General features: G+C 46.2%; 21 protein-coding genes and 1 riboswitch. Of the genes, 12 read left to right on the plus strand and 9 right to left on the minus strand.

From position 1 onward, the window contains the following. Positions 1–40 precede the first annotated feature (40 nt). A complete protein-coding gene (locus HQ865_RS16800) occupies positions 41–2,926 on the minus strand; it encodes an alpha-2-macroglobulin family protein (protein WP_173416010.1) in 2,886 nt (961 codons plus the stop codon). Between the two features lie 409 nt (positions 2,927–3,335). Here HQ865_RS16800 and pyrR point away from each other — a divergent pair, with 409 nt between their 5' ends. Further along, on the plus strand, positions 3,336–3,875 hold the full coding sequence (gene pyrR, locus HQ865_RS16805; protein WP_173416011.1) for a bifunctional pyr operon transcriptional regulator/uracil phosphoribosyltransferase PyrR: 540 nt from the start codon (positions 3,336–3,338) through the stop codon (positions 3,873–3,875). A 140-nt stretch (positions 3,876–4,015) separates the two neighbouring features. Next, entirely contained in the window at positions 4,016–4,939 is a 924-nt protein-coding gene (locus HQ865_RS16810; RefSeq protein ID WP_173416012.1) for an aspartate carbamoyltransferase catalytic subunit, read from the plus strand. Here the strand turns inward: HQ865_RS16810 and HQ865_RS16815 are convergent. Beyond that, complete coding sequence (locus HQ865_RS16815) at positions 4,936–5,586, minus strand: zeta toxin family protein (protein WP_173416013.1); 651 nt, start codon at positions 5,584–5,586, stop codon at positions 4,936–4,938. The genes HQ865_RS16810 and HQ865_RS16815 overlap by 4 nt on opposite strands. Then, complete coding sequence (locus HQ865_RS16820) at positions 5,587–5,838, minus strand: hypothetical protein (RefSeq protein WP_173416014.1); 252 nt, start codon at positions 5,836–5,838, stop codon at positions 5,587–5,589. 196 nt (positions 5,839–6,034) lie between these two features. Here HQ865_RS16820 and HQ865_RS16825 point away from each other — a divergent pair, with 196 nt between their 5' ends. The 4 genes from HQ865_RS16825 to HQ865_RS16840 all read left to right on the plus strand — a co-directional run bounded on the left by HQ865_RS16825 (position 6,035) and on the right by HQ865_RS16840 (position 9,596). Next, positions 6,035–6,913, plus strand: coding sequence for a cell division protein FtsX (locus HQ865_RS16825; protein ID WP_173416015.1), 879 nt, complete (start codon positions 6,035–6,037; stop codon positions 6,911–6,913). Between the two features lie 8 nt (positions 6,914–6,921). Further along, positions 6,922–7,182, plus strand: coding sequence for a DUF3098 domain-containing protein (locus HQ865_RS16830; RefSeq protein ID WP_173416016.1), 261 nt, complete (start codon positions 6,922–6,924; stop codon positions 7,180–7,182). A 9-nt stretch (positions 7,183–7,191) separates the two neighbouring features. Beyond that, complete coding sequence (locus HQ865_RS16835) at positions 7,192–7,986, plus strand: undecaprenyl-diphosphate phosphatase (RefSeq protein ID WP_173416017.1); 795 nt, start codon at positions 7,192–7,194, stop codon at positions 7,984–7,986. A gap of 83 nt (positions 7,987–8,069) precedes the next feature. Beyond that, complete coding sequence (locus HQ865_RS16840) at positions 8,070–9,596, plus strand: IS1182 family transposase (protein WP_173413881.1); 1,527 nt, start codon at positions 8,070–8,072, stop codon at positions 9,594–9,596. Positions 9,597–10,070: 474 nt separating this feature from the next. On the opposite strand, the gene HQ865_RS16845 is transcribed toward HQ865_RS16840, so the two are convergent. Both HQ865_RS16845 and HQ865_RS16850 read right to left on the minus strand, forming a co-directional pair. After that, a complete protein-coding gene (locus HQ865_RS16845; protein WP_173416018.1) occupies positions 10,071–12,539 on the minus strand; it encodes a M1 family metallopeptidase in 2,469 nt (822 codons plus the stop codon). Positions 12,540–12,638: 99 nt separating this feature from the next. Next, entirely contained in the window at positions 12,639–13,217 is a 579-nt protein-coding gene (locus HQ865_RS16850) for a HupE/UreJ family protein (protein WP_173416019.1), read from the minus strand. A gap of 65 nt (positions 13,218–13,282) precedes the next feature. On the opposite strand from HQ865_RS16850, the gene HQ865_RS16855 reads away from it, so the two are divergent. Further along, positions 13,283–13,810 carry a DUF6702 family protein gene (locus HQ865_RS16855; RefSeq protein ID WP_173416020.1) on the plus strand — a complete coding sequence of 176 codons (528 nt, stop codon included), beginning with the start codon at positions 13,283–13,285 and terminating at the stop codon, positions 13,808–13,810. Between the two features lie 9 nt (positions 13,811–13,819). On the opposite strand, the gene HQ865_RS16860 is transcribed toward HQ865_RS16855, so the two are convergent. From HQ865_RS16860 to HQ865_RS16875, 4 genes are all read right to left on the minus strand, one after another. Continuing rightward, the gene (locus tag HQ865_RS16860; protein WP_173416021.1) at positions 13,820–14,071 is read right to left on the minus strand and encodes a hypothetical protein; all 252 of its coding nucleotides are present in this window, start codon (positions 14,069–14,071) and stop codon (positions 13,820–13,822) included. 576 nt (positions 14,072–14,647) lie between these two features. Then, positions 14,648–15,646, minus strand: coding sequence for a hypothetical protein (locus HQ865_RS16865; RefSeq protein ID WP_173416022.1), 999 nt, complete (start codon positions 15,644–15,646; stop codon positions 14,648–14,650). A gap of 90 nt (positions 15,647–15,736) precedes the next feature. After that, positions 15,737–16,195, minus strand: a complete 459-nt coding sequence (locus tag HQ865_RS16870) for a hypothetical protein (protein ID WP_173416023.1) — start codon at positions 16,193–16,195, stop codon at positions 15,737–15,739. Between the two features lie 37 nt (positions 16,196–16,232). Then, positions 16,233–17,594 (minus strand): hypothetical protein, encoded by a 1,362-nt coding sequence (locus tag HQ865_RS16875; protein ID WP_173416024.1) that lies wholly within the window; start codon positions 17,592–17,594, stop codon positions 16,233–16,235. A 454-nt stretch (positions 17,595–18,048) separates the two neighbouring features. Between HQ865_RS16875 and HQ865_RS16880 the strand changes: the two genes are divergently transcribed. From HQ865_RS16880 to HQ865_RS16900, 5 genes are all read left to right on the plus strand, one after another. After that, positions 18,049–20,844 (plus strand): outer membrane beta-barrel family protein, encoded by a 2,796-nt coding sequence (locus HQ865_RS16880; RefSeq protein WP_173416025.1) that lies wholly within the window; start codon positions 18,049–18,051, stop codon positions 20,842–20,844. An 8-nt stretch (positions 20,845–20,852) separates the two neighbouring features. Beyond that, complete coding sequence (locus HQ865_RS16885; RefSeq protein ID WP_173416026.1) at positions 20,853–21,629, plus strand: GLPGLI family protein; 777 nt, start codon at positions 20,853–20,855, stop codon at positions 21,627–21,629. 612 nt (positions 21,630–22,241) lie between these two features. Continuing rightward, a riboswitch (cobalamin riboswitch) is annotated at positions 22,242–22,426 on the plus strand. A gap of 161 nt (positions 22,427–22,587) precedes the next feature. Beyond that, complete coding sequence (gene metE, locus HQ865_RS16890) at positions 22,588–24,894, plus strand: 5-methyltetrahydropteroyltriglutamate--homocysteine S-methyltransferase (RefSeq protein WP_173416027.1); 2,307 nt, start codon at positions 22,588–22,590, stop codon at positions 24,892–24,894. A 410-nt stretch (positions 24,895–25,304) separates the two neighbouring features. Continuing rightward, positions 25,305–25,547 carry a cysteine-rich CWC family protein gene (locus HQ865_RS16895; RefSeq protein WP_173416028.1) on the plus strand — a complete coding sequence of 81 codons (243 nt, stop codon included), beginning with the start codon at positions 25,305–25,307 and terminating at the stop codon, positions 25,545–25,547. After that, entirely contained in the window at positions 25,544–25,930 is a 387-nt protein-coding gene (locus tag HQ865_RS16900) for an acyl-CoA thioesterase (RefSeq protein ID WP_173416029.1), read from the plus strand. Before HQ865_RS16895 ends, HQ865_RS16900 begins: the two co-directional genes overlap by 4 nt. The last annotated feature ends 113 nt before the right edge of the window (positions 25,931–26,043 follow it).

Raw genomic sequence — 26,043 nt, forward strand, 5'->3', positions numbered from 1 at the left:
TAAGTTTACATTAACAATGACGAATAAGTAAGCTCCCCAACTATTTCACGCTGCTGGCCGCCTGCGTTACGTTTATTTTGCCCTTATCAACCCCAAAGTGGCCCTGCATATCGGTGCCTTCCACAATTATGGTATAGGTTGATGATTTATCGGCCGTGTAAAAGGATACCCGGGCATTGCCAGATGGATCGGTTACCACGTTAGGCTCCCAATGGATGGTAGAACGCAGATCGGGCAGGGTGTTTTTAACGGTATATTTAGGACTGTAAAATTGCCGCGGCATTTGCATAAATGGTGGCCGGTATGCATAAGTACCTAACGATGGCACTGCATTAGCCCCCTTACCGCTTCGCGTGGTGATGGTTAAAAACAGGTGCTCGCCACGATACATGGAGATGCTTTTAATATCCTCGCCGCCAAGCCGGTTCAAATACTCCTTCATCAGGGTATAATCGCCATGCGTTATGGTTTGTCCCCTGGCGTTCTTTTCAGCCGGGGCATTACCGGGCAGGTTACCGGTAGGGTCATCGCCGGTTGCAATAACACCCGAGTAATCTTCGCCGGTTACCAGCGAGGCCGGGTTTGATACATCCTGCCCGTCGGCAATAATGCTTTGCACCATTAACGATCCGTTAACAAACTGTATATCCGGATGAATGCCAACACGGGAATGTATATCGTTAGCGTACATCCTGTCTTCCCTAAAGCCGGGGAATTTTTTATAGATCAAATCCATCGCCGACATTTTTTTCGCCGCAATCAATTCCTCTTCGGTAATATTGGCTATCTCTACCCCAAATTCGCCGCCAACCATTCTTATTTTACGTTTGGCTGTAATATCTACCTGCTTCAAAACCTTGCCGCCGCCCGGTGGTACAAAGCCATCATTTGCCAGGTTGCGCTGGTTTGCCCAGTTAATGTAGTTGATCAGCGTGCTATCGGTATTCATATTCCATGGTGCCGGGCGATAACTTAACGTGGGCTTGGTAGTTGTCGGTTTAAATTCATCAACGGCAATATCGGCAGCAGCGGTTTTATCCTTACCATTGTGCAGTTTCACCAGGTAAGCCACGGTATCCATTAATGGCAAACGGGTAAAGCTGAAACGGCCTTCGTTATCGCTCAGGGTATCGGTTAAAAGATTATTGTACTTCGATTTTGATAGCAGCATTACCTTTACCCCCCTGGCCGGTTTCCCGAAAAAGTTGGTCAGCTTACCGCTCACGCTGATATCGGTTTCAGGCTTATAGTCAGGCGTGGGTATGGCCGCAGCTGTCTTACTCCAGTCGAAACCCTGCCAGCCTTGTGTAAGCAGTAGGTTATCCAGCGCCTTTTCTTTTAGTTTGGAATCAGCGTCGTTCTCTGTACTGAAATACCAGGCAGGTTCTTCGATATATCCCTTCAACTCCGATGCCAGCAGCATGTGGCTCTGGATATTATCGGCAGAAACGGCGTTTTTGATCTGCGCGTTGTCGGTAACGGCTACCGAGAGGTTGGCCTGCACCGGGTTGCCCGCCTTATCGGTAACATGCAGGTTGATGGCGGCGCTGTCCTTAGTACCGTAAGCATCCTGGACCGGCGTGGCGCTTACCCGCAAGCCATCGTGTCTGTCGATAAATACATTGCGCTGGTTAAGCGGCTTGTTATCGGAACCTAAAATCGTCAGACTGATGATCCCCGTAGGGAACAACTCCTTTTTTATGCGGGTGTTAAAAAAGTTATCTGCATTAAACTTAAACGCCGAACCAAAGTACACCTTACCGGCCGAGCGGGCTATCAGCGTATAACGCTTATCATCGGGTGTGTTGCTAGTTACATACACATACAGTTCATCGCCGTGGGTAACGCCATCAACCCTTAGGCCCATGCCAGCGGCTTTGGCAGTCGGCAGCGCGTACTTCTTTTCCCTGCCGTTAACCATCACCTTTGCGGTATAGGTTTCGCCGGCCTGTGGCACCAGTACAAAACTGCCCATACCGTTATGCAGGCTTTGCAGGGTGGCAGCCTCCTCGCCCTTACTGTCAATCACAGTTGCTTTAATATCGCGGCCCAAACCATCTTCGCCAATGGCTTTAAAGCCTACCTTATTATAGATACCGGCCACCAGTGTGCCGCCCTCAGGCATAAACTGCAGGTCGATATCCCCATTGGTACCCGACGGGTAGAACGGAAACGTGATGTGTTGCTCCTTATCACCCGCATCTTCAACCACAATGCTCAGCGCCCGGTGGTTAGCTTTAGCCGGGAGCGTAAAGGCGCCGGTTAGTGTACCGTCGATACCCGTGCTCATCTCATTCTTCAATAGCGGTTTGTTATTCTCCAACACCCGCACGTTAAGCCGGCGGGTAACCAGCAGCAGGCCCTTTGCATCCGTAAAGCGCATGGCCAGCTGCACATGATTGGTATCTGCCGGGTTATCGTTGCGGTTTTGTTCGGTTACCAGCCAGGTTTTGCCGCCCAGCTTACCTACATAAAATTGTCGGTAGTAAAACGCTTCGGGGCCGAAGTTTTGCTGCCAGTTGGTGTAGGCCCGCACGGTATAACTGTCTTCGGGGATGGTTTTAGCATCCAGCGGAAAATAGCCGGTGGCCAGTCCGTTGGCTGTTGGTAGTACCAGGCGCTGCACCATTTTGCCGCTACTGTTTAGTAATTCAACATATAATTTACTGCTATAGGTTGATGCTTTGTTATCCATCAGCACGTAAGCCTTTATCCAGGCGGTATCGCCAGATGCATAGTAGGGCTTATCGAAATTGAGGTATACCTTTTCGGGCGCGAATGCTTTTTGCCAGGCTTCGGCTTTATCTAATAATTTTTTTATGCCGGTGGTATCAGTGGCTTGCTGCGCCCGTGATTGAGTTGTACTGAATGCAAGCATCAGCACAGGCAAAAAATAGCACAAAAGTGGTTGGTATAGTTTCTTCATGATAGGTGGTTTCGGTAGTAACAGGTTGGTTAATACTTAAACTATACGGCAGTTTAAAGGATTAATCCCACATGTGAAAATAATAATAGTTAATAACTAAATATATTAATTCATTATCAAAATAGCAAGGGTTTAAATTGAAGTAGCGGGGGTAGACTCACCCCGACTACGCTACGCTGGTCGGCCCTCTCTTCGCTGCGCGAAAAGAGGGCAGTAAATACGCTAATCCATATAGCGATGGGTTTGAAACCCATCGCTACCGTTATGTCCCCTCTTTCCGCGCAGCGGAGAGAGGGTGGTCGGGCGAAGCAACGACCGGGTGAGTTAAATGGGCGGCACGGCATCACCTAAAATAAATACCCTGCAAAAACCCGAACAATTTTTTAACTTTGCCCAAATCCACCCAACGATGATTGATCCTACCCTGCTCGACGGTCAGAAATTCCAGATCACCATACAACGCTTGTGCCGCCAGTTAATTGAAAATCATAACGATTTTGCAAATTCGGTAATTATTGGCATTCAGCCTCGTGGCATTTACTTAGCCAAGCGTATTGCCGAGGAACTGCGCAAGATACTGCCCAACAACACCATTTTACACGGCGACCTGGATATTACCTTTTATCGCGATGATTTTCGCCGCCGCGAGCAGTTGATCCCCAACCAAACTCGCATAGACTTTGTGATTGAGGGTAAAAAAGTGATCCTGATGGACGACGTACTGTGGACCGGCCGCACCATTCGCGCGGCAATGGACGCATTAATGGCTTTCGGTCGCCCGGAAAAGATAGAGTTTTTGACATTGGTAGATAGACGCTATTCGCGCCATATACCGGTTACGGCGGATTATACGGGGATAGAAGTGGATTCCATCGCCTCGCAAAAGGTGGTGGTGAGTTGGAAGGAAACTGATGGGGAAGACAAGATCGTTCTGTTGAGCGAACGTTAATTGAGATAAGATAAATAATACGTCATTGCGAGCGATAGCGTGGCAATCCCCGGCATACAGAGCCGCTCTGCCCATCGGGGATCGCCACGTCGCTACGCTCCTCGCGATGACGATACGGTTAAGAAATCCGAAATAAGAAGATGGCTTTAAGCACCCGACACCTACTTGGAATAAAAGATCTGACACCAGCCGATCTGCAGCTGATTTTTGAAACCGCCGATAACTTTAAATCGGTGCTGAACAGGCCGATAAAAAAGGTGCCGTCGCTGCGGGATGTAACCATTGCCAATATCTTTTTCGAAAATTCCACCCGTACCCGCCTGTCGTTTGAACTGGCCGAGAAGCGCCTTTCGGCAGATGTGGTGAACTTCGCGGCATCGTCGTCATCGGTGAGCAAGGGCGAAACCCTGATAGATACCGTGAATAACATCCTGGCCATGAAGGTGGATATGGTGGTGATGCGCCACCCCTATGCCGGCGCGGGTGTGTTCCTTTCTAAACATGTGAAGGCCCAGATCGTTAACGCCGGCGACGGCGCGCATGAGCACCCTACCCAGGCCCTGCTTGATGCCTTTTCCATCCGCGAAAAATATGGCGATGTGGCCGGGAAGAAGGTGGTAATTGTTGGCGATATCCTGCACTCGCGCGTGGCGCTATCTAACATCCTTTGCCTAAAAATGCTGGGGGCCGAAGTAATGGTTTGCGGCCCAACAACGCTGATCCCTAAATATATTACCTCGCTGGGGGTAAAAGTTGAACATAACTTAGTAAAAGCCCTAAACTGGTGCGATGTGGCCAATATGCTGCGCATACAGTTAGAGCGCCAGGATATTAAATACTTCCCATCGCTGCGCGAATACACTATGCTTTACGGCTTGAACAAGCAAATACTGGACTCGCTGGATAAGGAGATCACCGTAATGCACCCCGGCCCGATAAACCGCGGGGTGGAGATCACCAGTGATGTAGCCGACAGTAAGCAATCCATCATACTTGACCAGGTGGAAAATGGCGTGGCGATAAGGATGGCGGTATTGTTCCTGCTGGCTGGGCAAACGGCTTAAATGTCAGTCCTGTTATTTGCTTTAATTAAAGCTGTTAGTCGCGGTAACTTATTTATAAACCAATTTGGTAGATGTGGCAGCGGCAAACTTGAACTTAATTGCCCATCTTTAAATGCGGCCAGCGGCTTAGGCACGAAAAAAGAAGTATCTACTATCTGTAAATGATCAAGTATCTGGAAATGCTCATTTAACATTTCGAGGTTGCCATAAAAGTTATTTTCAATATCCCATTTAGGGACATTATGCCCGCCGTTTTTTGTTCTGATCGCAACCCTCATTTCTGAAAGATCAATATCAGCAAGACCTAAAAACAACATTTCTATATTGTAACCTTTATCTTTAAATCTTCGCGGGAAATCCCAGGTAGCATAGCTCGGGAAATGGCCTTCATACACATAATTATCATTATGCCCTAATGCATCACTCAATTGTGTTTCAAGTGTTTCGAAAACAAACTCAGCCGCAATCTTTTTTGCTTCCTTGATGGACTTTTGGTGTTCAGGCCACAACTCTTTTACTTTGGCCATATACAACTTATCGCCATCAAAAACAGTGTAACTATCAATAATATGTTTAGGAAGATAGTCGGGACCAACTGTAGACTTTCCCGCGCCATTAGAGCCTGAGATTAAATAGAGTGTGGGCATCTATACCAAGCCAATGCGCCTTTTCAATCGTTCGCTATCAGCAGGAGATAGTTTCTTTATCGTAGCAAAATCACTCTTCCCTGTTTGATAAGCAACTAATTGAATAGAATTATCCGGAAATTCAAGATAACATTGATCCTTAGGTAATCCGTTTATATTGATCATAAACGGCTGCCCTGACGACAATGTTTTAGCCCTAAGATGGTGTATGGCGTTTGTGGCTATTGTGCTTAAAACTTCTAACTCGCTCATATAATTATCTTTACTCAAATATACAAAAATTGCTTGTTACATCCTATTTCATAACCTGCATATCTACAAATCTGCATATACAACACGTTAATTTTTGTTAAACTTTAGGTATAAACCTTTCCGCGGCAGATAATAATTGCTCATAATTTCTACCTTTATGCAGGGTTTGTTATTTTCGCAATCCAAGTAATACATTATGGAAGAATTTGAAGCAAGCGAATCGGCTACCAAAACCAAGTCTATCTACATATCAACCGTGTTTGGCATTGCCATGGTACTGCTGATGGTAGGTTTGCTGGGCCTGATACTGGTGCACGCCAGCAACCTGTCTAAATACGTAAAAGAAAATATTGTAGTTAACATATTTGTTGACGAAAGCGCCCGCGAGGCCGACGTTTTGCAACTGCAACATCAGCTGGAAAACAACCCAATGGTGAAGCAAACGCAATACGTAAGCAAGGAACTGGCTGCCCGTAACCTGCAAAAAGACCTGGGCGAGGACTTTGTAAAGTTTCTGGGCTACAACCCGCTGTCGCAATCGGTAGATGTATACCTGAAGGCCGACTATGCCAACAATAAGGATATCACCAAATTTAAAGACGAACTGCTGAAGAACCCGATGGTTAAGGAGGTGAAGTACCAGCAATCGTTAGTAGATAAGATGAACGCCAACCTAACCAGTATCACTTTGGTGATATTTGCATTCGCCATCATATTTGTGGTAGTATCGGTTGGGTTGATCAACAATACCATCCGTTTGGCTATTTACTCGCAACGCTTTTTAATTAAATCGATGCAGTTGGTGGGCGCTACGCGCTCGTTCATTCGCAAGCCCTTTATTTTATACGGGATCTGGCATGGCCTGCTGGGCGCGCTGATAGCCATTATTATACTGATGGGCACCCTTTACACCGCCAACAAAACCCTGCCCGAACTGGTAGTACTGCAAAGCTATGCCGAGTTTGGCCTGGTATTTTTAGTGGTAATAGGCCTGGGCATATTTATATCGGGCTTTAGCACTTACCTTGCGGTGAGCAAATTTTTACGATCAAAAACAATTAGTTTATACAGATAATCAATCTCATGGCACAAAAATTCACTAAGCCGACCCCTGCGGCCACTAAAGCAGCAGCCGAAAACGAACCTGTTAACCTGCTTTACGATAAAAGCAACTACACCATTCTGGCCGTTAGCGTAGCTATTGTTGCCCTTGGCTTTGTAATTATGAGCGGTAATACCGATATCTACAGCACCGCCAAGATCGTTATTGCGCCAATAGTGGTGCTGGCTGGTTTTGGCCTGGGCTTTTATGCGATCCTTAAAAAACCTGCAACCAAAGCTTAATATCACCCCATGAACATTTTTCATGCCATCATCCTCGCAATTATTGAGGGGCTGACCGAGTTTCTGCCGGTATCGTCAACCGGGCACATGGTTATTGCCAGCGCCCTGATGGGTATTGGCAAAGAGGAGTTTGTTAAACTGTTTGAAGTGGTGATACAATTGGGCGCTATCCTTTCGGTAGTGATATTATACTTTAAGCGCTTTTTCCAAACCGTTGGCTTTTACTTTAAGCTGGTGGTGGGTGTATTGCCGGCCGTAGTGGTTGGCGTGCTGTTTAAAAAGAAGATAGATATGTTACTGGAGAACCCGCTGGTGGTAGCTTTTTCGTTGCTGATTGGCGGTGTGATCCTGCTGTTTGTTGACGACTGGTTTAAAAAATCGTCGGTTAAGGAAGAAAAGGAGATCAGCTATCTTACTGCTTTAAAGGTGGGCATTTTCCAGTGTTTGGCCGTGGTGCCGGGGGTATCACGTTCGGCCGCTACCATTGTTGGCGGTATGAGCCAAAAGCTAAGCCGCACCGCCGCCGCCGAGTTCTCGTTCTTTTTAGCCGTGCCCACCATGTTTGGCGCCACGCTGAAGGAATTGTACGACTTCCACAAAACTCACGAGCAAATGTTTACCGGCGATGAAGTAAAAATGCTGATCATTGGTAACGTGATAGCCTTTGTGGTAGCCATGCTGGCCATCCGCACGTTCATCACCTTTTTAGAGAAGAAAGGCTTCCGCTTGTTCGGTATCTACCGTATAGTTGTAGGCTTACTGATCATTGGGTTGTACTATGCCGGGTATTCGTTTAATTTTTAGTAAGTAAAAGATATTAGAAGAGGCTGTCTCAAAAGCGAGGCAGCCTCTTTGTTTTTGAGCGTAATTTTCAGTAACTTAAAGGCATGGGAGGAAAAGTAGTCTTTAAGGAATATGATCCTGACCAGTTAACCTTTTTACCGTATAAACTGGAGGAACTGGTACCGCAGGGTCATCCGGTACGTATTGTATCGAAGGTGGTCGATCAGGTAGATGTTAAACCGATTAACCGCAAGTATAAAGGCGGCGGGGCATCCAGCTTTCATCCGCGGCTGATGCTCAAGCTGCTGATCTACGGTTATCTGACCAACACGTATTCTTCACGGAAGTTGGAAGACCAGGCCGCGCAGAATGTACATTTCATGTGGCTTTTAGGCATGAAAAAGCCTGATCACAATACCATCAACCGTTTCCGGAGCGAGAAGCTGTCGGGTGTTTTAAAGGAGATCTTCTCACAGATCGTATTGTTATTACAGCAGGAAGGTATCGTCTCGCTGAAAGAAGCTGTTTTTACCGATGGTACCAAGATCGAATCGGTAGCGAACAAGTACACTTTTGTATGGGGCAAAAGCATTAAGAACAGCAAGGAGAAGATGAAAGCCCAATTGGATGAACTGTGGAGTTATGCGCAAACCATCGCTGCCGAAGAACTTAAAGACACCGCACCGCTGGAATACAGCGAGATCAACCCGGAAAAAGTAAAAGAAACGATCTCAAAGATCAACGCCGCCCTGGACGATAAGGAAGATGTCGATAAGAAAGTAAGGCAGAAGCTGAACTATGCCAAAAAGCACTGGCCGGAGAACCTGGCCCGGTATGACGAGCAGGAAAAGCTGTTAGGCGGTCGCAACAGCTTTTCGAAGACCGACCCGGGTGCCACCTTCATGCGGATGAAAGAAGACCCTATGCTGAACGGGCAGCTTAAACCCGGATACAATCTGCAGATCTCCACCCAGGAGCAGTTCATCTTGAACTATAGCCTGCACCAAACCACAACCGATTACCAGACCCTTCCATCACACATCGAACAATACGAAACTTTATATCATGCACTTCCAAAAGCGGTAGTGGCCGATGCGGGCTACGGTTCGGACGAGAACTATGGCGTATTACAGCAAAAAGGCATTGAAGCTTATATCAAATACAACACGTTCGACCAGGAACAAAATAAAGGCATCAAAGCATTCGGTAATGACAGTTTGCACTATAATGAACAGGAAGATTACCTGGTATGTCCGATGGGACAACACATGCAGCATATCGGCACCGGGCAGCGGGTCTCCACATCCGGCTATGTGCAACTGATCAGCCGCTATCAGGCGCAGAATTGTGAAAACTGCCCCATGCGGGGCGTTTGTCACCAAGCAGCCGGTAACCGCGTGGTGGAGATCAACCACAGCCTTAGAATACACAAGCAGATAGCGAAAGAAAGATTGAATACCGAACAGGGCATCAAATACCGAAAGCGACGGCCCGCAGATGTCGAACCGGTGTTCGCCAACCTGAAGCATAATCACGGCTTCAGGCGATTCCTGCTGAAGGGAATGTCCAAAACCGAGGTCGAAATAGGGTTATTATCCATCGCACATAACCTCAGAAAGTGGAAAGCCTGATAAAAAAGGCTTTTTATCCGATAAAAACACCTGAACCAACTCAAAAAAATCGAAAGCAGGCTGATACAGTCCCGCTTTCCTAATAACTCATCTAAATCGGCATCAACGAAAAAACCGCCTCATAATTGACTTATGAGACGGCCTCGTTGTTTTAAACCCATCGTCATAGTGAGGAGCGATAGCGACGAACTATCCCCGGCAGGCAGAGCGGCTCTGCTTATCGGGGATAGCCACGCTGCGCTCGCTATGACGAGCGGTATAAGGTGCCCTCACCCTATCCGTCATAGTGAGAAGCGATAGCGACGAACTATCCCCCGGCAGGCAGAGCGGCTCTGCTTATCGGGGATAGCCACGCTACGCTCGCTATGACGAAAGGGTAGAAACACCAAAGCCGGCCCAGGATTTTCCCGAACCGGCTTTGCCGTATACCGCGCTGCCAATGACTAAATGACAGCGCAGCGAATAACTTAATGGCTATTTCCCTACCTGCATTGGGTTAACCGCACCGGTAGCACCGCCACGGGCACCGCCTGCTGCCGCGCGCTGTTTAAACAGCTGGAATTTAGACGGCTCGGGCAGTTTACCCCAGTAGTTATTGGTTTCGTCAATATCCGCAGTTTCGCGCATCGGGTCTAATTTTATCGAGGCCACTTCTTTATCCTGGATGTAGAATTTAGAAACATGCTTCTCGTTCAAACGCCAGATCTGCGCCGGGATACGGTCTATCTGGGTAGTACCATCCTTAAAGGTAAACTCAACGATGATCGGCATTACCAGGCCGCCTTTATTGCTAAAGTTCAGTTCGTAGAAGTATTTACCGGCGTATTTGGCTTTTTCTTCGTCGGTCATTGGCTCGGTGTTGCTGCCACCGGCGGCAGGGCGGTTAGCCTGCGCTGCTGCTGTAAGCGATTTCGCTTTTTCTTCATCGACCCCTACCATACCACGATCGTATTTGTAGTAGAAATCCTGGGTTGCCGGGTTTTTATCAACATAGAAACTGATATTCTTATCGCTGCGGTTACGCACTTTAGAAATATCTTCGAAGGCATTAACGGCTGGTGGGGCAACAACACCCTGCTGACCGCCAAAACCACCACGGGCACCGCCGCCTGCACCACCACGACCGCCGAAACCGGCGAACATAGCGCTCATATCAGGTTTATCGGTTGGTGCGCCTTTGCCTACCTTAACCGAATCTAAAGAGATATCAACCGGGTCGGTACCGTAGAACCAGCCTCTCCAGAACCAATCCAGATCCTCGCCGCTGGCATCTTCCATAGTGCGGAACAGATCGGCAGGGGTTGGGTGTTTAAATGCCCAACGACGCGCGTATTCTTTAAACGCGTAATCAAACAATTTGCGGCCCATAATGGTCTCGCGCAAAATGTTTAAAGCTGTAGCCGGTTTAGAATAAGCGTTAGGACCAAACTGCACAATGTTCTCAGAGTTGGTCATGATCGGCTCTAACTGGTCTTTAGGCAAACGCATGTAGCTGGCAATGGTATAAGCCGCGCCTTTTTTGCTCGGGAATTTATTATCCCAAAGTTCTTCGGTAAGATATTCAACGAACGAGTTCAGGCCTTCGTCCATCCATGTCCACTGGCGCTCGTCGCTATTAACGATCATCGGGAAGAAGTTGTGGCCAACCTCGTGGATGATCACACCGATCATACCGTTCTTTGTGGTCTCGCTATAGGTGCCATCCTTTTCGTTACGGCCGTTGTTAAAGCAGATCATCGGGTATTCCATACCGTTTGATGCCTCCACGCTTTGCGCTACCGGGTAAGGGTAAGGGAAAGTAAAATCTGAATAAGTTTTAACCGTGTGGGCCACTAAACGGGTTGAATATGGTTTCCACAGCGCGTACGATTCTTTGCTGTAAAAGCTCATACACATGGTAGTATGGCCACCAACAGGAACACCCATGGCATCCCAAACAAATTTACGTGATGATGTCCAGGCAAAATCGCGCACGTTGTTGGCCTGGAAAACATAAGTTTTCTTAGCTGTAGCCGGGTGCTGCTCGGCTGCTTTAGCTTCGGCCAGAGTAACGATCTCAACCGGCTCTTTTGATGTTTTGGCCTGGTTGTAACGGGCTAAACGGGCCGGGGTTAATACGGCTGCATAGTTAACGCACTCGCCGGTACCGCCAACTACGTGGTCGGATGGAACGGTCATTTGCACGTGGAAGTTACCGAAGGTTAAAGCAAACTCGCCCCTGCCGGTAAACTGGTGGTTCTGCCAGCCCTGGAAATCGCTGTAAACGCACAAGCGCGGGTACCACTGTGTCATGGTGAACAGGTAGTTCTTATCTTCAGGGAAATACTCGTAACCACCGCGACCGCCAACGGTTAAACGGTCGGAAATTTTGTAGTTCCAGTCAAGGTTAAAGATGAACTGCTTGCCCGGCATCAGCGGGGTAGGCAGGTCGATACGCATCATGGTTTTGTTGATGGTATAGCTTAATTTACGGCCGGTAGCGTCGGTCAGTTTGGTGATCATGTCGCCCAAACCATTGTCCGCTGTACCATTGCGGCCAGCCGAACGCTCGATGTTTTGTACCGATGACCCACCGCGCGGCATATTGCTGCTGCTTTGGTAATCGGCATTGTTAAGGGTGCTGTGCTGGTTCTCGTCCAACTGCAGCCAAATGTAAGTCAACGGATCGGGTGAGTTGTTAAAATAGGTAACGGTCTCGCTGCCGGTCAGCTTCAGGTTTTTCTCATCAAGTTCGCACTTAATGTTGTAATCGGCGCGCTGCTGCCAGTACTTGGTGCCGGGGGCGCCGCTGGCGGTACGCTGCTCGTTTGGCGTTGGCATAATGGTGCCCAACTGCTCGAATTTGTTACCGTGGTTGCTGCCGGGGTTGTTCTGGATGTCCTGCGCGTGCACCAGCCCGGTTACGGTAATTGAGGTGAATAAAAAAGTAAATAATCGCTTCATGTAATATGATCAGTTAATGGTAAATAGAGAGCAATTTTTTTGACCCCTTATTAAAGCCTTTGCTTTAGCACTGCCGCTGACAAGGGGTATATTATTTATTTAAATTGGCAGCCTTTCCACGGCCATCTTTATGGCCAGCGCGAATACCCCTGCCGAGAGGAAAAATATCCAGTCGCGCTGTTTAATTTTTACGAAAGTTAAAAACAAATAGGCTAAAACTAAAATAATTGATACCACAAATATCTGCCCGGCTTCCAGCCCGATGTTAAAGCCGAACAGGCCCATCCCGATAGATTGATCGTGCGCCAGCATAATACGGATGGCGTTTGCAAAGCCCATCCCGTGGATCAAACCAAAACCTAAAGCCAGGTAATAATTAATTTTAACACCGCGGGCAGGCTTATCCAGCTGCCAGATGTTGTTGATGGCCGTGATAAAAATGGTGCAGGGAATTAAAAATTCCACCCATTTGCTGCTAAAGCGGATCACATCTAACACGCTCAATGCCAGTGTTAACGAATGCCCGATAGTGAAGGCGGTAACCAGTATCAGCACCTGTTTAATATTTTTAAAGGTATATACCGATGCCAGGGCAAGGATAAATAGCTGATGATCTAAAGCGTCGGCGCTGATGATGTGGTGCCAGCCTAAGGTGAAATAAAAAAGAAAGTCGGACATGCGATACCGGCGTTGAAAGCGTTAAATTTAGCACGAATTTCACATTAACGAAACAAGCATTTGGCATGGCCGCTATATTTTACCAAACACTATTATATTGTTACATATTATCAGGTACGATTGTTCATAAACCCGCCCCGGCAACAAAAGCCCTGCACCCGCTGCATGTAAGCACTACCGAGATCAGCTACAACGCGCAAAACGGCCACCTGGAAGTGATCTGCACCATTTTTACCGACGATTTCGAAAGCACCTTAGGCAAGCAATACCATACACATACCGATCTGGTAAAACCCGATATGCACAAGGCGATGGATGCCCTGATCAAACAATACCTTGCCACAAACCTGCACCTGAAAAACAACGGCACCGATGCCCCGCTAAGCTACGTAGGCTACGAAATTAACCGCGAAGCGGCCAATGTTTACCTGGAGACCGACAAGGTTACTTTGCCTAAAAAGGTTGATGTGAATGTAAGCCTGCTACAGGATCTGTATAATGATCAGATCAATATTGTGCATATCAGCGTAAATGGTGTACGGAAAAGCGCTAAACTGGAGTACCCGAATAAGGTGGTGGGGCAGAGTTTTTAAGATTTTTGTTTACAATTTCATCTTCACTTCCAGCGCTTTGTAACGTTCAATCAACTTTGGTATTTCGGGATCTGCTTTTGCTGCCTTCAACTCAAATAAAAACTCACGGGCAGGGACAGACATACCGTCTTGTTTTATGGCGTTATAAACAAACCTTACTTTGTAAAGCTTCATTCTGCTAATGCTATCTAATTTACCCGAAAAAACAATAGGGGCATCTTTAAATTCATTTGTATAGTAATAAATTTTTATGATTAGCATAAGTTGTCCCTTTTACGGTAATGGGACCTCTTACTTCTGTTAGAAAAGGCACTTTATTAGATTTTGAAGATGATACTAACGAATCATTTTTTGTTAAAAAAGGCATCTGGTCAATCGTGCGGGTATGCATGAATGAATCGATGGGTATGCGATTTGGTATCTTTACGCTTAAAGAGTCATAGCGCAGCCCGTATTTATGGCCAGCATGGCAAACAACGTAAATGTATTTGATGGTATCTATTACATTCTTTTCGCTTACTACATCCATGTTCTTATTTAACTGAACCTTTGTGAAGGTGTATTGGCTACGATCCTTGTAAACCATATAACCGTCTTTTCGAAAAACATCAATACTATCCTTTACATCAAACAGTGTCCCATCATTTTTCGGGACCTGGAGATGATAAAATAACCGTACTGAATGTAAAATTTCGGTATCGTTTTTTCGAGTTGCACTAACACATGAGGCTATGATTAAGAGTGCAAAAAGATAATTTCTTATGGGCATTACCATGCTTGTCTATATTTAACTATACTGATACGATAGCAGGATAATGATCTTTATTTTAGATGTCCTCATTTCTTTGGTTTGGGGATTACCTTCTCAGGTATGGTATACTCTGTCAAGTAATTTGCCAGTTCCATCTCGGGATTATAACCATCATAAGTAACATAATCCTCCATAACCGGCCTGTTAAATTTTTTATTATATAACTGGTACCAGCCATCAACTATTTCGGGCATAAAAAAATCGTACGATGCGCTTACAACCCCAATCCCGGGAACAAATACAAAACGGTCCATACCGCGTTTGGCGCTGGCGCCATCGTGCACCCATTCACTCAACAGCCAAAATTGATACCGTTTCTGCCCGTTTGTGGTTTTGATATAAGAATTATAAAGCAGGTCGCCATTAGCAACATCTTCGTTACCCCCCATTAAACTTTTAGAATTGGTTGAATAATAACCATGCTTACGCTTATAAGCCGATTCATATTCGGCTATGCTTAACTGTTGTGCTGCCAGATTAATTTGAAACGATTTGTTTTTTTGCGTAGACGGATCGCTTATTATTTCAAAAAATTCGGTAAAGCAATCGGTACTGGAACAGTACCAGCCATCACTCTTTTTTACCAGCAAGGCATAGTTCCAGTACTTTAAATTGTTTTCCATCGTCGCCCCCTTTGCCGGATACCTGCCTGTACGGTTAATGGTCAACCTCTTCAAAGCATCGGCATCTATTATCTTATCCTTTATTGTATCCGGGTTTATCCTGTTCCAAACCGGGGCCAGGTTTTTACGGGAAGGCATTACCGAAAAAACAACAAGGTAACGCTGGTATAAAAAATTGTAAATTTCAATTTCTAAACCAATTCTTTCGGGCTTTTGATATAAAGCCCTGCGCAAGGTTACCTCGTGGATATTTAAAGAATCGCTTTTCCAGTTTTCGGGAAGCATTACATATCTCAATTCTTTACCCTGGCGGTTCCTATACCATGTACTGTCGCTCGGTGTACCGGCAAATAATTGCGCGCAACAAAAAATACAGAGCATTACAAGGATGATTCTTTTCATGTTTTAATTACCTGTTTAACCAAAATCATTTTATTGCTTTCGTAAAGGTAATATCACTTAAATTCTGGTGCCCGAACAATAAACGATTAGCTATAACGGCTTTTTTACTGTTATAATATCGATACTTTTTTGCCTTACCGGGAGCGCTGCTATATCGGCTTGATGCATGATGTAATGATCGCCCTCTGGTTCAATAATCTGATATACCTGTATTTCATCGAAACCATCCTCAAAACGTGGTTTTATCTTTTTTATAAGTTCAGGCAGTGTTACCAGTTTAAGCTTGTTGAAATCCGGTACCGAAATAACTTTACCTTTTCTTTTGATGTTATATTCAATTATTGGTTGTTCCCCATTTTTTAAGCATGGGCACTTTATTTCAAAGCATTTTAAATTTGCTCCGACAAAATAAACATCAACCATCCTATCTTTTACAAGGGTACGTGAGGTATCCACTAAATAATAGATACTATCTGTTACGTATCGTTTTTGAGATAATGCATTAAACTGCATTATAATTGCAATAATAAAAAGCGCAATAAATTTCATATGTTATATTTTGAATTTAAAAACTAAACTAAGTCCGTTAGGGTGGACAATCACCCGGTAATTTTTTGTTCGTTGGTGCGTTTAAATTGTTCGTATTAAATGTATTTATAGCGGTCGGAGATAAATTATATTTCGATACAATGCCATTGTAAGCTGTGTTCAATAAATTTTTCTCGAATTGACTCACACTGTCCTCTGCTAAATTAGTTCCATAGAGCATTGCCATTCTATACTCATCCATGGTGTGCCCGTTATTGTCCCAAGTAGCTAATATAGCTACCGCTTGATCAAAATAATCATTTATCATAGCAAAGTGATCCCGATAATTCATGGGTAGATTATAGTAGTAAAAATCATAATAAATTGCTGCTGAAGCCATCCATGAGTTAACACTTGGTTCATGAACTAAACTATCTACAGCATTATATAGTACATAATTAATATAAGCATGTAAAGTTTCGTGTATAGCTGCGGCCGCAATCAAAAGTTGAGAACTATTTTGAAGCATATTTCTATTAAGCGAAATAGTGGCATTTCTATTATCAGGTGTAGTTGAAGCCAATGTATAAGTTGTCGATGTTGATCCTGGTATTGATTGATTCCAAGGTAGCGTATTAGAATCTTCCCATTTCAAATCCGGCTTTTGCGATGTTGTAAACACTGATACAAAATTCAAATAAGCGGGATCCATTAGTAGTTTGTCTATGACTAATTTCGTTGCACAGGGAAAATGTTTTTTTAAACTATCCTCTATTATACGTACAGGTTCAGGTGGTACATAACCGCCGGTTTGATCGGGATAAATATACTGTCCATCTACGGGTCCCTGGGGTACACTTCCATCGCAAGTGCGCCCAAGTAATGTAACAGATATAATATCATTGCCATACCGAAGAACATAATACCAGTATGTACAATTCCCCGACCCGCCACTACTTCCATCACCATCCTGGGTTGGATCAGTCCCGACCGGTCCATCTAATAATTTTAACGAATTGGTTTGTTTTGTTCCCGTTGAGGTTAACGCCGCGGTTAGTTTCCCTTTCTTATAGATCCAGCCGCTTACAAATTTACCTTTAGGGGTAAAGTACAGTAGCTTTCCGCTAAAGTTCGGGTCGTGATGCTGAAAGGTATTTTGCGATAGTTTTGTAAAGTCGTTATTTATATATGCCGAATCGGCAATTACCGTCATAATATACGCTGTATAATTTTCGGCACTGCCAAAAATTAAAAAAGACGTACGGCTATAGTTTTTAAACGTGTTAGTTTTACCTGTGGAGCCCGCCTTTAAATCACTCTGCCAGTTAACAGCCCCATCCATTGGTATTTCTATAACGTGTTTATCCAACCGGGTATAATCATTAGCATTATCCCAGTCTGGTGTAATCAACTGGCTCATATCGGGTGTAGTGCTTCCATCACCTATGCTTGACAGTAAAAGATTTTTGTTAGCAGTAACCGGGTATGCATTTTCATACCATTTTTTAGCCTGACTAATATCTGGCTTGGCTGAATTATTTGAATCATTGCCCGATTTCCGGCAGCTATGAATAATAAATACAGAGAATAATAGTAAGAGGATAAAAAAGAGCCTCTAAAGAGCGGAGCTTACAGGTTTCTTCATTTTTTGATAAGGTTTTAAGTCGTTTCACAATTATACGGATATTTAATATAAAAAGTTATCTTTTTCCTTCTCACAATATCCTCCAAAATCCCCCGTTATATCACCAAAACTAAAACCTTAGTATCATTCCTAAAAAGGGTAAAAAGTGCCCATATGTTAACGTATGTTAATTTTTTTGAAATCCTAAGTTTTTAGTTATACTTTCGTGCGCTTAACTAAAACTGACCTAATGAGATTCACAATTCTACTACTATCTCTGTGCCTTTTCTTCTCGTTTACCACCCGCGCCCAAAGCCAATATTCGGTTAAGGGAACGGCTATCGACAGTGCGGCTAACCTGCGTTTGCACAACACCACCATTGCCGTTTTGAACGCCAAAGACTCCACCCTGCGCGCTTTTACACGCGCCGCGGCCAATGGATCGTTCAATATCGGGAACCTGAACAAGGGCAAATTTATTTTAATGGTTACCTACCCCGGCTATGCCGATTTGATCGAACGCTTCAGCCTCGATTCGCTTAAACCAGCCTACGATATGGGCAAGCTGAACCTAACCCTAAAATCAAGAGTACTACAGGAAGTATTGATAAAGGGCACCGTAGCCGCCATGAAGATAAAGGGTGATACTACCGAGTTCGACCCCAAAGCTTATGTTATCCAGCCCAACTCTAAAGTAGAGGACCTACTGAAACAACTACCCGGCATACAGGTAGATAAAGACGGCAAAATAACCGCCCAGGGCAAGGAAGTGAAAAAAGTACTGGTTGATGGCGAGGAGTTCTTCGGCGATGACCCTACACTTGTAACTAAAAACATCCGTGGCGATATGGTGGATAAGGTGCAGCTTTACGATAAAAAAAGCGACCAGGCCGCCTTTACCGGCATCGACGATGGCGAGAAGACCAAAACCATCAACATTAAACTAAAGGAAGATAAAAAGAACGGCTATTTCGGCAAACTGGATGGCGGTATTGCTACCGATAAATATTACAACGCCCAGGCCATGTATAACCGCTTCATTGGCAAAAAGAAGTTCTCGGGCTACTTTATCGGATCAAACACAGGCAAAACCGGCCTTGGTTGGGATGATAACAGCAAATATGGCAGCAGCCCCGAAATGCAGACCAGCCCTGAGGGGTATTTTTACTTTAGCGGCGGTGGCGATGACGACTCGTGGGATGGCCGTTACAATGGCCGCGGTATCCCGGTATCCCGCACCGGCGGCTTGCACTTTGATACCAAATGGGACAATGATAAAAAATCGATCAACACCAACTACAAAAATTCGTGGTTATCGGTTGATGGTAATCAAACCAATTCATCGCAGAACACGCTGCCGGGTTACAGCACCAGCAGCAACTCTAACCAGGATTTTAATAAAAAGATCTTCCGTCAAAAGATCGACCTGATGTACCAGATCAAACTGGACACGGCATCGACCCTGAAGTTTAATATAGACGGCACGGTGAAGAACAGCGACAATAACGACAATTACCAAAGCAGCAGCATGAATGGCCGCGGCGATACGCTGCTTAACCGCCAAACGCGCACCCTTACCAATAATACCGACGGGCAGGTCTTCAACGCCAACGTACTGTTTACCCACAAGTTTAAAAAAGCAGGCCGCACCATCTCTGTCAATGCAGGTACCAACATCAACAACAGCGATTCCAAGGGCTACCTGAAATCGGATACCAGGTTTTATAACCGTACCACCGGCGCGCTGGACAGCGCCCAGGTGATCGATCAGTATAAAAACAATGTTTCAAAAACGGCCAATATCACTTCTAACGCCACTTATACCGAGCCTTTGAACAAAATGGCATCGCTGATATTTAACTACGGGCTGACGAATAATCACAACAATTCCGACAGGCGGTCATATAATCCCGGCGCGGTGGGCCAGTATACCGTGTTGGATACTAAATTCAGTAACGATTACACGCTCGATCAGTTATCAAATAACTTCGGCACATCGTTAAACATGCGCACCACCAAATCAACCCTTAATATCAACGCGCGCGGATCGGCAGTTAATTATAAGCAAACCGACGAGATTAACCATACCACACTGAGCCGCAACTTTTTAAACTGGAACCCAACTGCCAGCTATCAGTACCGCTTCTCAGAGCAGCGTTCGATGCGTTTTGGCTATTATGGCTACACCGATCAACCCTCTCTTGAGCAGATCCAGCCCGTACGCATAAATACCGACCCGCTGAATATCGTATTGGGTAATCCCGGCCTGCGTCCGGCTTTTAACAGCAGCTTCAGCTTTAATTATAACTCGTATAAGATCCTGTCCGATCAATCCATCTGGATCAACGCGTCGTACGATATGACCAGCAATGCTATCGTGAGCAATACCGTTACAGACCGGAACACCAATAAAAGCACATCCCAATCGGTAAACCTGGTGGGTAAAACGCCAACCAGCTTTTATTTCAATACAGATATGGGACAAAAGATAATGGGCGTTACTTTTAGCCTGAGTATGAACGGCAACGGCGGCAAATCATACAATTACATTAATAACGAACTGAATACCACTACATCAAGCAACATAGGTGGCAACTTCGGTATCAGCAAATTCAAACAAAACAAATATGGCTTCCGCATCAGCGCGGGGCCGGGTTACGCTTTTGGCAAAACATCGCTACAGCCCGAAATTAACAACAACGGCTACACCTTTAGCGGTAATGGCTACTTTAACGTAACGCTGCCGGGCAAGTTTGAAATAAACGCCGATGGTAACTACGATTATCGCGGTAAAACACAATCGTTTAACGAAACGTTCAGCAAAACCATCATCAATGCGTCGATAGTTAAAACGCTGCTGAAGCAGAAGAATTTAAAGCTAACAGCAAGCTGTAACGATTTGCTTAACCAAAACCGCGGGTTCGACCGTTATGCCAACAACGGCGCCATCAGTCAAACTACTTATACTAATATTAAACGTTATTTTATGTTCTCCATCACCTGGGATTTTACCCAAATGGGCGGACCGGCACCAGCTAAAAACTAATATCGACTATGAAAAAAATAATTATACTGTTAGCATTCCTCATCGGCAGTAGCCAGGTTATGGCACAGGGCGGTCAGCATTTTACCTTTAACGGCACAGTTGAGTACGAAAAAACGCTGAACCTGTATGCCCTGATGAAAAAGAATATGGACGATAACGATGGCTTTATCCAAAGCATTTTCGAGGCCTTTAAAAAAGATAACCCCCAGTTTAAAAAGCTGAAAAGCACGCTGACCTTCACCAAAGACAAGGCCCTGTTTACCCCACTGCCCGATGAGAACCCGCTGAAAAACAGCTTTTTTTGGGATGGCGCGCCAACTACCCAGCAAACCAATGTTACCTATACCGATTTGGCTACCAATACCAGTGTTACACAAAAAAAGGTATTTGAAGAGCAGTTTTTAATGAGAGACAGCGTGCGCAAAATTAACTGGAAGATAACCAGCGAAACCCGCGATATTGCCGGCTACACCTGCCGCCGCGCCAATGCGCTGGTGATGGATTCGGTTTATGTAGTGGCATTTTATACCGATGAGATCCCGGTAAGCGCCGGCCCCGAATCGTTCGCCGGATTACCCGGGATGATATTGGGCTTAGCCATGCCGCACGAAAACATCACCTGGTTTGCCACCAAAGTAACCGATATGACCATCCCCGAGGGCAAAGTAGTTGCGCCGGCAAAGGGCAAACCCGTAAATAAAAAGCAATTAAAGGCCAAGCTTGATGATGCCATAGGCAACTGGGGCAAAGAGGGGCGCGAGTATTTGAAGTTGTTTATGTTGTGACGGGGACCTCACCTTGCCCTCTCCGAAGAGTAATAGCCCATGATTAGGCAGAGCCGGATAAATAGGCATTTTACAGATCACCCCGATGGGGTTCTGCCTTACTTACCGTCTTTTTCTACCAACATATCGCTCCAGCCGAATAAAGCCCCCTCTAAATCTCCCCCGGTAGGGGAGACTTAGGCTGCACAAGCGTAAAATTCTTAAAGTCCTCCCCTTTGGGGAGGATTTAGGTGGGGCTTAAAAGCTTAACTTAATGACATTGCCCGTAGGGGATGGCCTTTTGGTAGAAATAGGTTAAGCTTAAAATTTGGCTCCGCAGGAGCGGCCTGTTTATCTGCCTAATGATGGGCTATTACCCTCCGAAGGAGAAGATTTAACAAAAAAGCGATGGGCCTGCCCATCGCTTTTTTGTTGCTGCTTAAGTTCCCTCCCCCGGGAGAGTAATAGCCCATGATTAGGCACATTCCCAACGCTTTTTATCGCACGATGTCTAATCATGGGCTATTACTCTTCCAGGGCACTAAACCTTTTCCACGCCAGCCTCAAAATTTCCCCTATCGTTTTTAACAATCCGTTTACCTACATTTGCCCCCGAAACAAGTTCTTTACTTTTCTTCATCAACCGGTATAGGTTTTACTTAATTGTAAATTAATAGGGAACCGTGTGCAAATCACGGACTGTCGCGCAACTGTAAGTAACAACAAAGGTTTTTATCCACGCGTATCCACTGCCAAAAGCGGGAAGGACGATAAAAACTGTTACAAGTCAGGAGACCTGCCATATCGAATTGACAATGCTTTCGCGGTATGGGGCAGGGTCTGGTTTGGTGCGCTTTTTAGCCGGTGTTCTACCGGTTTGGTTTGCGCGCGTCCCTTTCTTTTTTCCATCACGCCATCGCATTGCGAAGTTTAGCTAACGGGCTTTTAACAGAATTATTTATTTAATTTTTTAAAAGAAATGCTAACGCAAAACCTGGGCTACCCGCGTATTGGTGGCCAAAGACAATTGAAAAAAGCCTGCGAACAGTACTGGGCAGGCAAAACCGATCTGAAAGAGTTGAAAGATGTGGCCCGCAAAATTCGCGAGGAGAACTGGCATGCCCAACTGGATGCAGGGATAGACCTGATCCCCTGTAACGACTTTAGTTTTTACGACCAGGTGCTGGACATGAGCACGCTGCTGGGCGCTATCCCCAAACGCTACTCGCCGGTGTTGTCGGCCGTGAAAGATAACAGCGAGATAGACCTGTATTTTGCCATGGCACGCGGTTATCAAAAGGACGGGCTGGACATTACCGCCATGGAAATGACCAAGTGGATGGATACCAATTACCATTACATCGTACCCGAATTTACGGCCAAACAAGAGTTCGCTATTTTTTCCGAGAAGGTTTTTGGCGAATACAATGCCGCCAAACGCACACTGGGCAGCAAGGCCAAACCGGTACTGATAGGCCCGGTAAGCTACCTGTTATTGGGTAAGGAAAAAGAGCCGGGTTTTGAACGGATAGAACTGATAAAAAAGCTGGTGCCCGTGTATGTAGAGATCATTAACCGATTGAAGCAACAAGGCGCCGAGTGGATACAGTTGGACGAACCCTGCCTGGTGACCGACCTATCGAAAAAAGAAAAGGAGGCTTTTGAGTTCGCCTACCGTTCTATCGCCAACCGGGTAAGCGGCGTGAAATTAATGCTGGCTACCTATTTTGATGGTTTATTTGATAATACCCAACTTGCCACCAGCCTGCTGGTATCGGCTTTGCATATCGACCTGGTGCGCGCGCCCGAACAACTGGACGAAGTGCTTGAGCTTATTCCCGCCAACCTCATCCTATCGGTAGGTGTGGTAGATGGCCGCAACGTTTGGAAGAACGACTATGAACGATCGTTACAATTCATCCAAAAAGCCATTGATAAACTGGGTGCCGACCATGTGATGATAGCACCGTCGTGCTCGCTATTGCACAGCCCGATAGACCTTGAACTGGAAACAGCCATCGACCCTGAGATAAAGAACTGGATGGCCTTTGCCAAACAAAAACTGGCGGAAGTAAGCCACCTTGCACAAATAGTTGAAGGCAAAACCGATCTGCTAAGGGTTAACAAAGCGGCTATTGAAAGCAGGCGAATATCGCAAAAAGTACATAAACCAACGGTGAAAGACCGTGTTGCGGCCATCACCAGGGCCGATGCTACCCGTGCCGGTGCCTTCCCTGTGCGCCAGCAGATACAGCAGCAACGCTTTAACCTCCCATCGTTCCCAACCACCACCATCGGCTCGTTCCCGCAAACGGATGATATCCGCCAGCTACGCGCTAAGTTAAAAAAGGGTGAACTAACAACACAGCAATACGAGCAGGCTATAGAACAGGCCACTATTGATGTGATACGCTGGCAGGAAGAATTGGGCCTTGATGTTTTGGTGCACGGCGAATTTGAGCGTAACGATATGGTGGAGTATTTTGGCGAGCAACTGGACGGTTTCCTGTTCACCAGGAACGGCTGGGTGCAAAGCTATGGCAGCCGCTGTGTAAAACCGCCGGTGATCTATGGCGATGTGAGCCGCCCGGCAGATATGACCGTGCGCTGGAGCACCTTTGCAGCTGCGCAGACCGATAAGCCCATGAAAGGCATGCTGACCGGCCCGGTAACCATATTGCAATGGTCGTTCGTGCGCGATGACCAGCCACGGGATATTACTACCCAGCAGATCGCCCTGGCCATTCGCGATGAGGTGATGGCGCTGGAAGCGGCCGGGATAGGCATTATCCAGATAGATGAAGCGGCCATCCGCGAGGGCCTGCCTATCCGCAAGGCCAAACACCAGCAATACCTGCAACAGGCCGTCGCCGCGTTCAAGATCACGGCCGGTGGCGTGCGCGACGAAACGCAGATACACACGCACATGTGCTACAGCGAGTTCAATAATATCATAGCCGATATAGCCGCCATGGATGCCGATGTAATCACGATAGAAACATCGCGGTCGCAAATGGAACTGCTGCAGGCCTTCGCCCATTTTGAATACCCTAACCAGATAGGCCCCGGCGTGTATGATATCCATTCACCACGCGTACCTGCTACTGCTGAGATGGTTGCCCTGCTTGAAAAAGCGGCCGGGCTATTGCCCGCCCGTAACCTGTGGGTAAATCCCGATTGCGGCCTGAAGACCCGCAAATGGCCCGAAACCAAAGCCGCCCTTGAAAACATGGTGGCCGCGGCACACGAGGCACGCCAAAAGATAGGTACCGAAACTTTAGTTTAATTTTTATGGGCGGGCTACCTTAAGTGTTCTAAACTTTAATTTGTCCCCCCTGAGCAATAGCGAATGGGGCTCCGGCATACAGGTTGGGTAAATAGATTCGTAAGCACTGGCGGTAGATCTATCGCTACGTTACCAATGACGCGAGTACTCACCCCGACTACGCTACGCTGGTCGACCCTCTCTTCGCTGCGCGGATAGAGGGCAGGAGCAAATATCGGATAAACCCATCTCCTCTTTCCGCGTAGCGGAGAGAGGGTGGTCGGGCGAAGTAACGACCGGGTGAGTCTTAACCTTGGTTAGTTTACGACACGTTATTGCCCCCTTATGGATAATGTTCTTTAACCAAGAATGACGAATTATATTTTTTAAACGTTCCGGGCACTCAAGACTGCCCGCCCTATCTTTCACCCATGGCACAACACGAAGACAAACATTGCCCACGCTGCGGCAAACCCTTTGAATGTAAGGTAGGCAGCATATTACTATGCCAGTGCAACGGCATTACATTTAACGATGCCGAATGGGGCCACATCCTGAACAATTATGCCGATTGCCTGTGCCGCGACTGCCTGTTGCACATCAGGCACGAGATACATACCTTAACCACCCAGCAAAAACTGCAGGCCATATTGGCCCCTATTAAAAAGAAATGAACTTAGCAGAAAGGATCACCCTATCGGAAACACGGGTATTTAAAACCGTTTTCCCCAATACCACCAACCATTACGATACGCTGTTTGGCGGCACAGCCATGCACATGATGGACGAGGTGGCGTTTATGACCGCCACCCGCTTTAGCCGCAAACGCATGGTAACGGTATCGTCAGACCGTATCGACTTTAAGAAACCCATCCCCGCGGGCACCATTGTAGAACTGGTGGGCAAGGTGATACACGTGGGCAATACCAGTCTGAAGGTAAGTGTAGAGATCTATGTAGAACAAATGTATGCCGAAAGCCGCGAACTGGCCGTACACGGCGACTTTACCTTTGTAGCTATAGATGAGCATAAAAAACCTGTACGGGTGATGGCCTGACAGGGCGATATGCCACAACTAGTTGTCATGCCGAACTTGTTTCGGCATCCCATCTAATGAGTAGCCGGATCGTGTAATTTAACTTGCATGTGAGATGCCGAAACAAGTTCGGC

Origin of the sequence: Mucilaginibacter mali (assembly GCF_013283875.1) — a bacterium.
Lineage (GTDB): Bacteria > Bacteroidota > Bacteroidia > Sphingobacteriales > Sphingobacteriaceae > Mucilaginibacter > Mucilaginibacter mali.

Coding starts and splice junctions, on each gene's coding strand:
- HQ865_RS16845 (WP_173416018.1), bottom strand. CDS start 12,539: ATGAAGCGATTATTTACTTTTTTATTCACCTCAATTACCGTAACCGGG.
- HQ865_RS16870 (WP_173416023.1), bottom strand. CDS start 16,195: ATGAAATTTATTGCGCTTTTTATTATTGCAATTATAATGCAGTTTAAT.
- HQ865_RS16840 (WP_173413881.1), top strand. CDS start 8,070: ATGGGAGGAAAAGTAGTCTTTAAGGAATATGATCCTGACCAGTTAACC.
- HQ865_RS16815 (WP_173416013.1), bottom strand. CDS start 5,586: ATGCCCACACTCTATTTAATCTCAGGCTCTAATGGCGCGGGAAAGTCT.
- HQ865_RS16865 (WP_173416022.1), bottom strand. CDS start 15,646: ATGAAAAGAATCATCCTTGTAATGCTCTGTATTTTTTGTTGCGCGCAA.
- HQ865_RS16835 (WP_173416017.1), top strand. CDS start 7,192: ATGAACATTTTTCATGCCATCATCCTCGCAATTATTGAGGGGCTGACC.
- HQ865_RS16880 (WP_173416025.1), top strand. CDS start 18,049: ATGAGATTCACAATTCTACTACTATCTCTGTGCCTTTTCTTCTCGTTT.
- HQ865_RS16850 (WP_173416019.1), bottom strand. CDS start 13,217: ATGTCCGACTTTCTTTTTTATTTCACCTTAGGCTGGCACCACATCATC.
- HQ865_RS16820 (WP_173416014.1), bottom strand. CDS start 5,838: ATGAGCGAGTTAGAAGTTTTAAGCACAATAGCCACAAACGCCATACAC.
- HQ865_RS16800 (WP_173416010.1), bottom strand. CDS start 2,926: ATGAAGAAACTATACCAACCACTTTTGTGCTATTTTTTGCCTGTGCTG.
- HQ865_RS16875 (WP_173416024.1), bottom strand. CDS start 17,594: ATGAGCCAGTTGATTACACCAGACTGGGATAATGCTAATGATTATACC.
- HQ865_RS16810 (WP_173416012.1), top strand. CDS start 4,016: ATGGCTTTAAGCACCCGACACCTACTTGGAATAAAAGATCTGACACCA.
- pyrR (WP_173416011.1), top strand. CDS start 3,336: ATGATTGATCCTACCCTGCTCGACGGTCAGAAATTCCAGATCACCATA.
- HQ865_RS16855 (WP_173416020.1), top strand. CDS start 13,283: ATGGCCGCTATATTTTACCAAACACTATTATATTGTTACATATTATCA.
- HQ865_RS16830 (WP_173416016.1), top strand. CDS start 6,922: ATGGCACAAAAATTCACTAAGCCGACCCCTGCGGCCACTAAAGCAGCA.
- metE (WP_173416027.1), top strand. CDS start 22,588: ATGCTAACGCAAAACCTGGGCTACCCGCGTATTGGTGGCCAAAGACAA.
- HQ865_RS16860 (WP_173416021.1), bottom strand. CDS start 14,071: ATGCTAATCATAAAAATTTATTACTATACAAATGAATTTAAAGATGCC.
- HQ865_RS16895 (WP_173416028.1), top strand. CDS start 25,305: ATGGCACAACACGAAGACAAACATTGCCCACGCTGCGGCAAACCCTTT.
- HQ865_RS16825 (WP_173416015.1), top strand. CDS start 6,035: ATGGAAGAATTTGAAGCAAGCGAATCGGCTACCAAAACCAAGTCTATC.
- HQ865_RS16900 (WP_173416029.1), top strand. CDS start 25,544: ATGAACTTAGCAGAAAGGATCACCCTATCGGAAACACGGGTATTTAAA.
- HQ865_RS16885 (WP_173416026.1), top strand. CDS start 20,853: ATGAAAAAAATAATTATACTGTTAGCATTCCTCATCGGCAGTAGCCAG.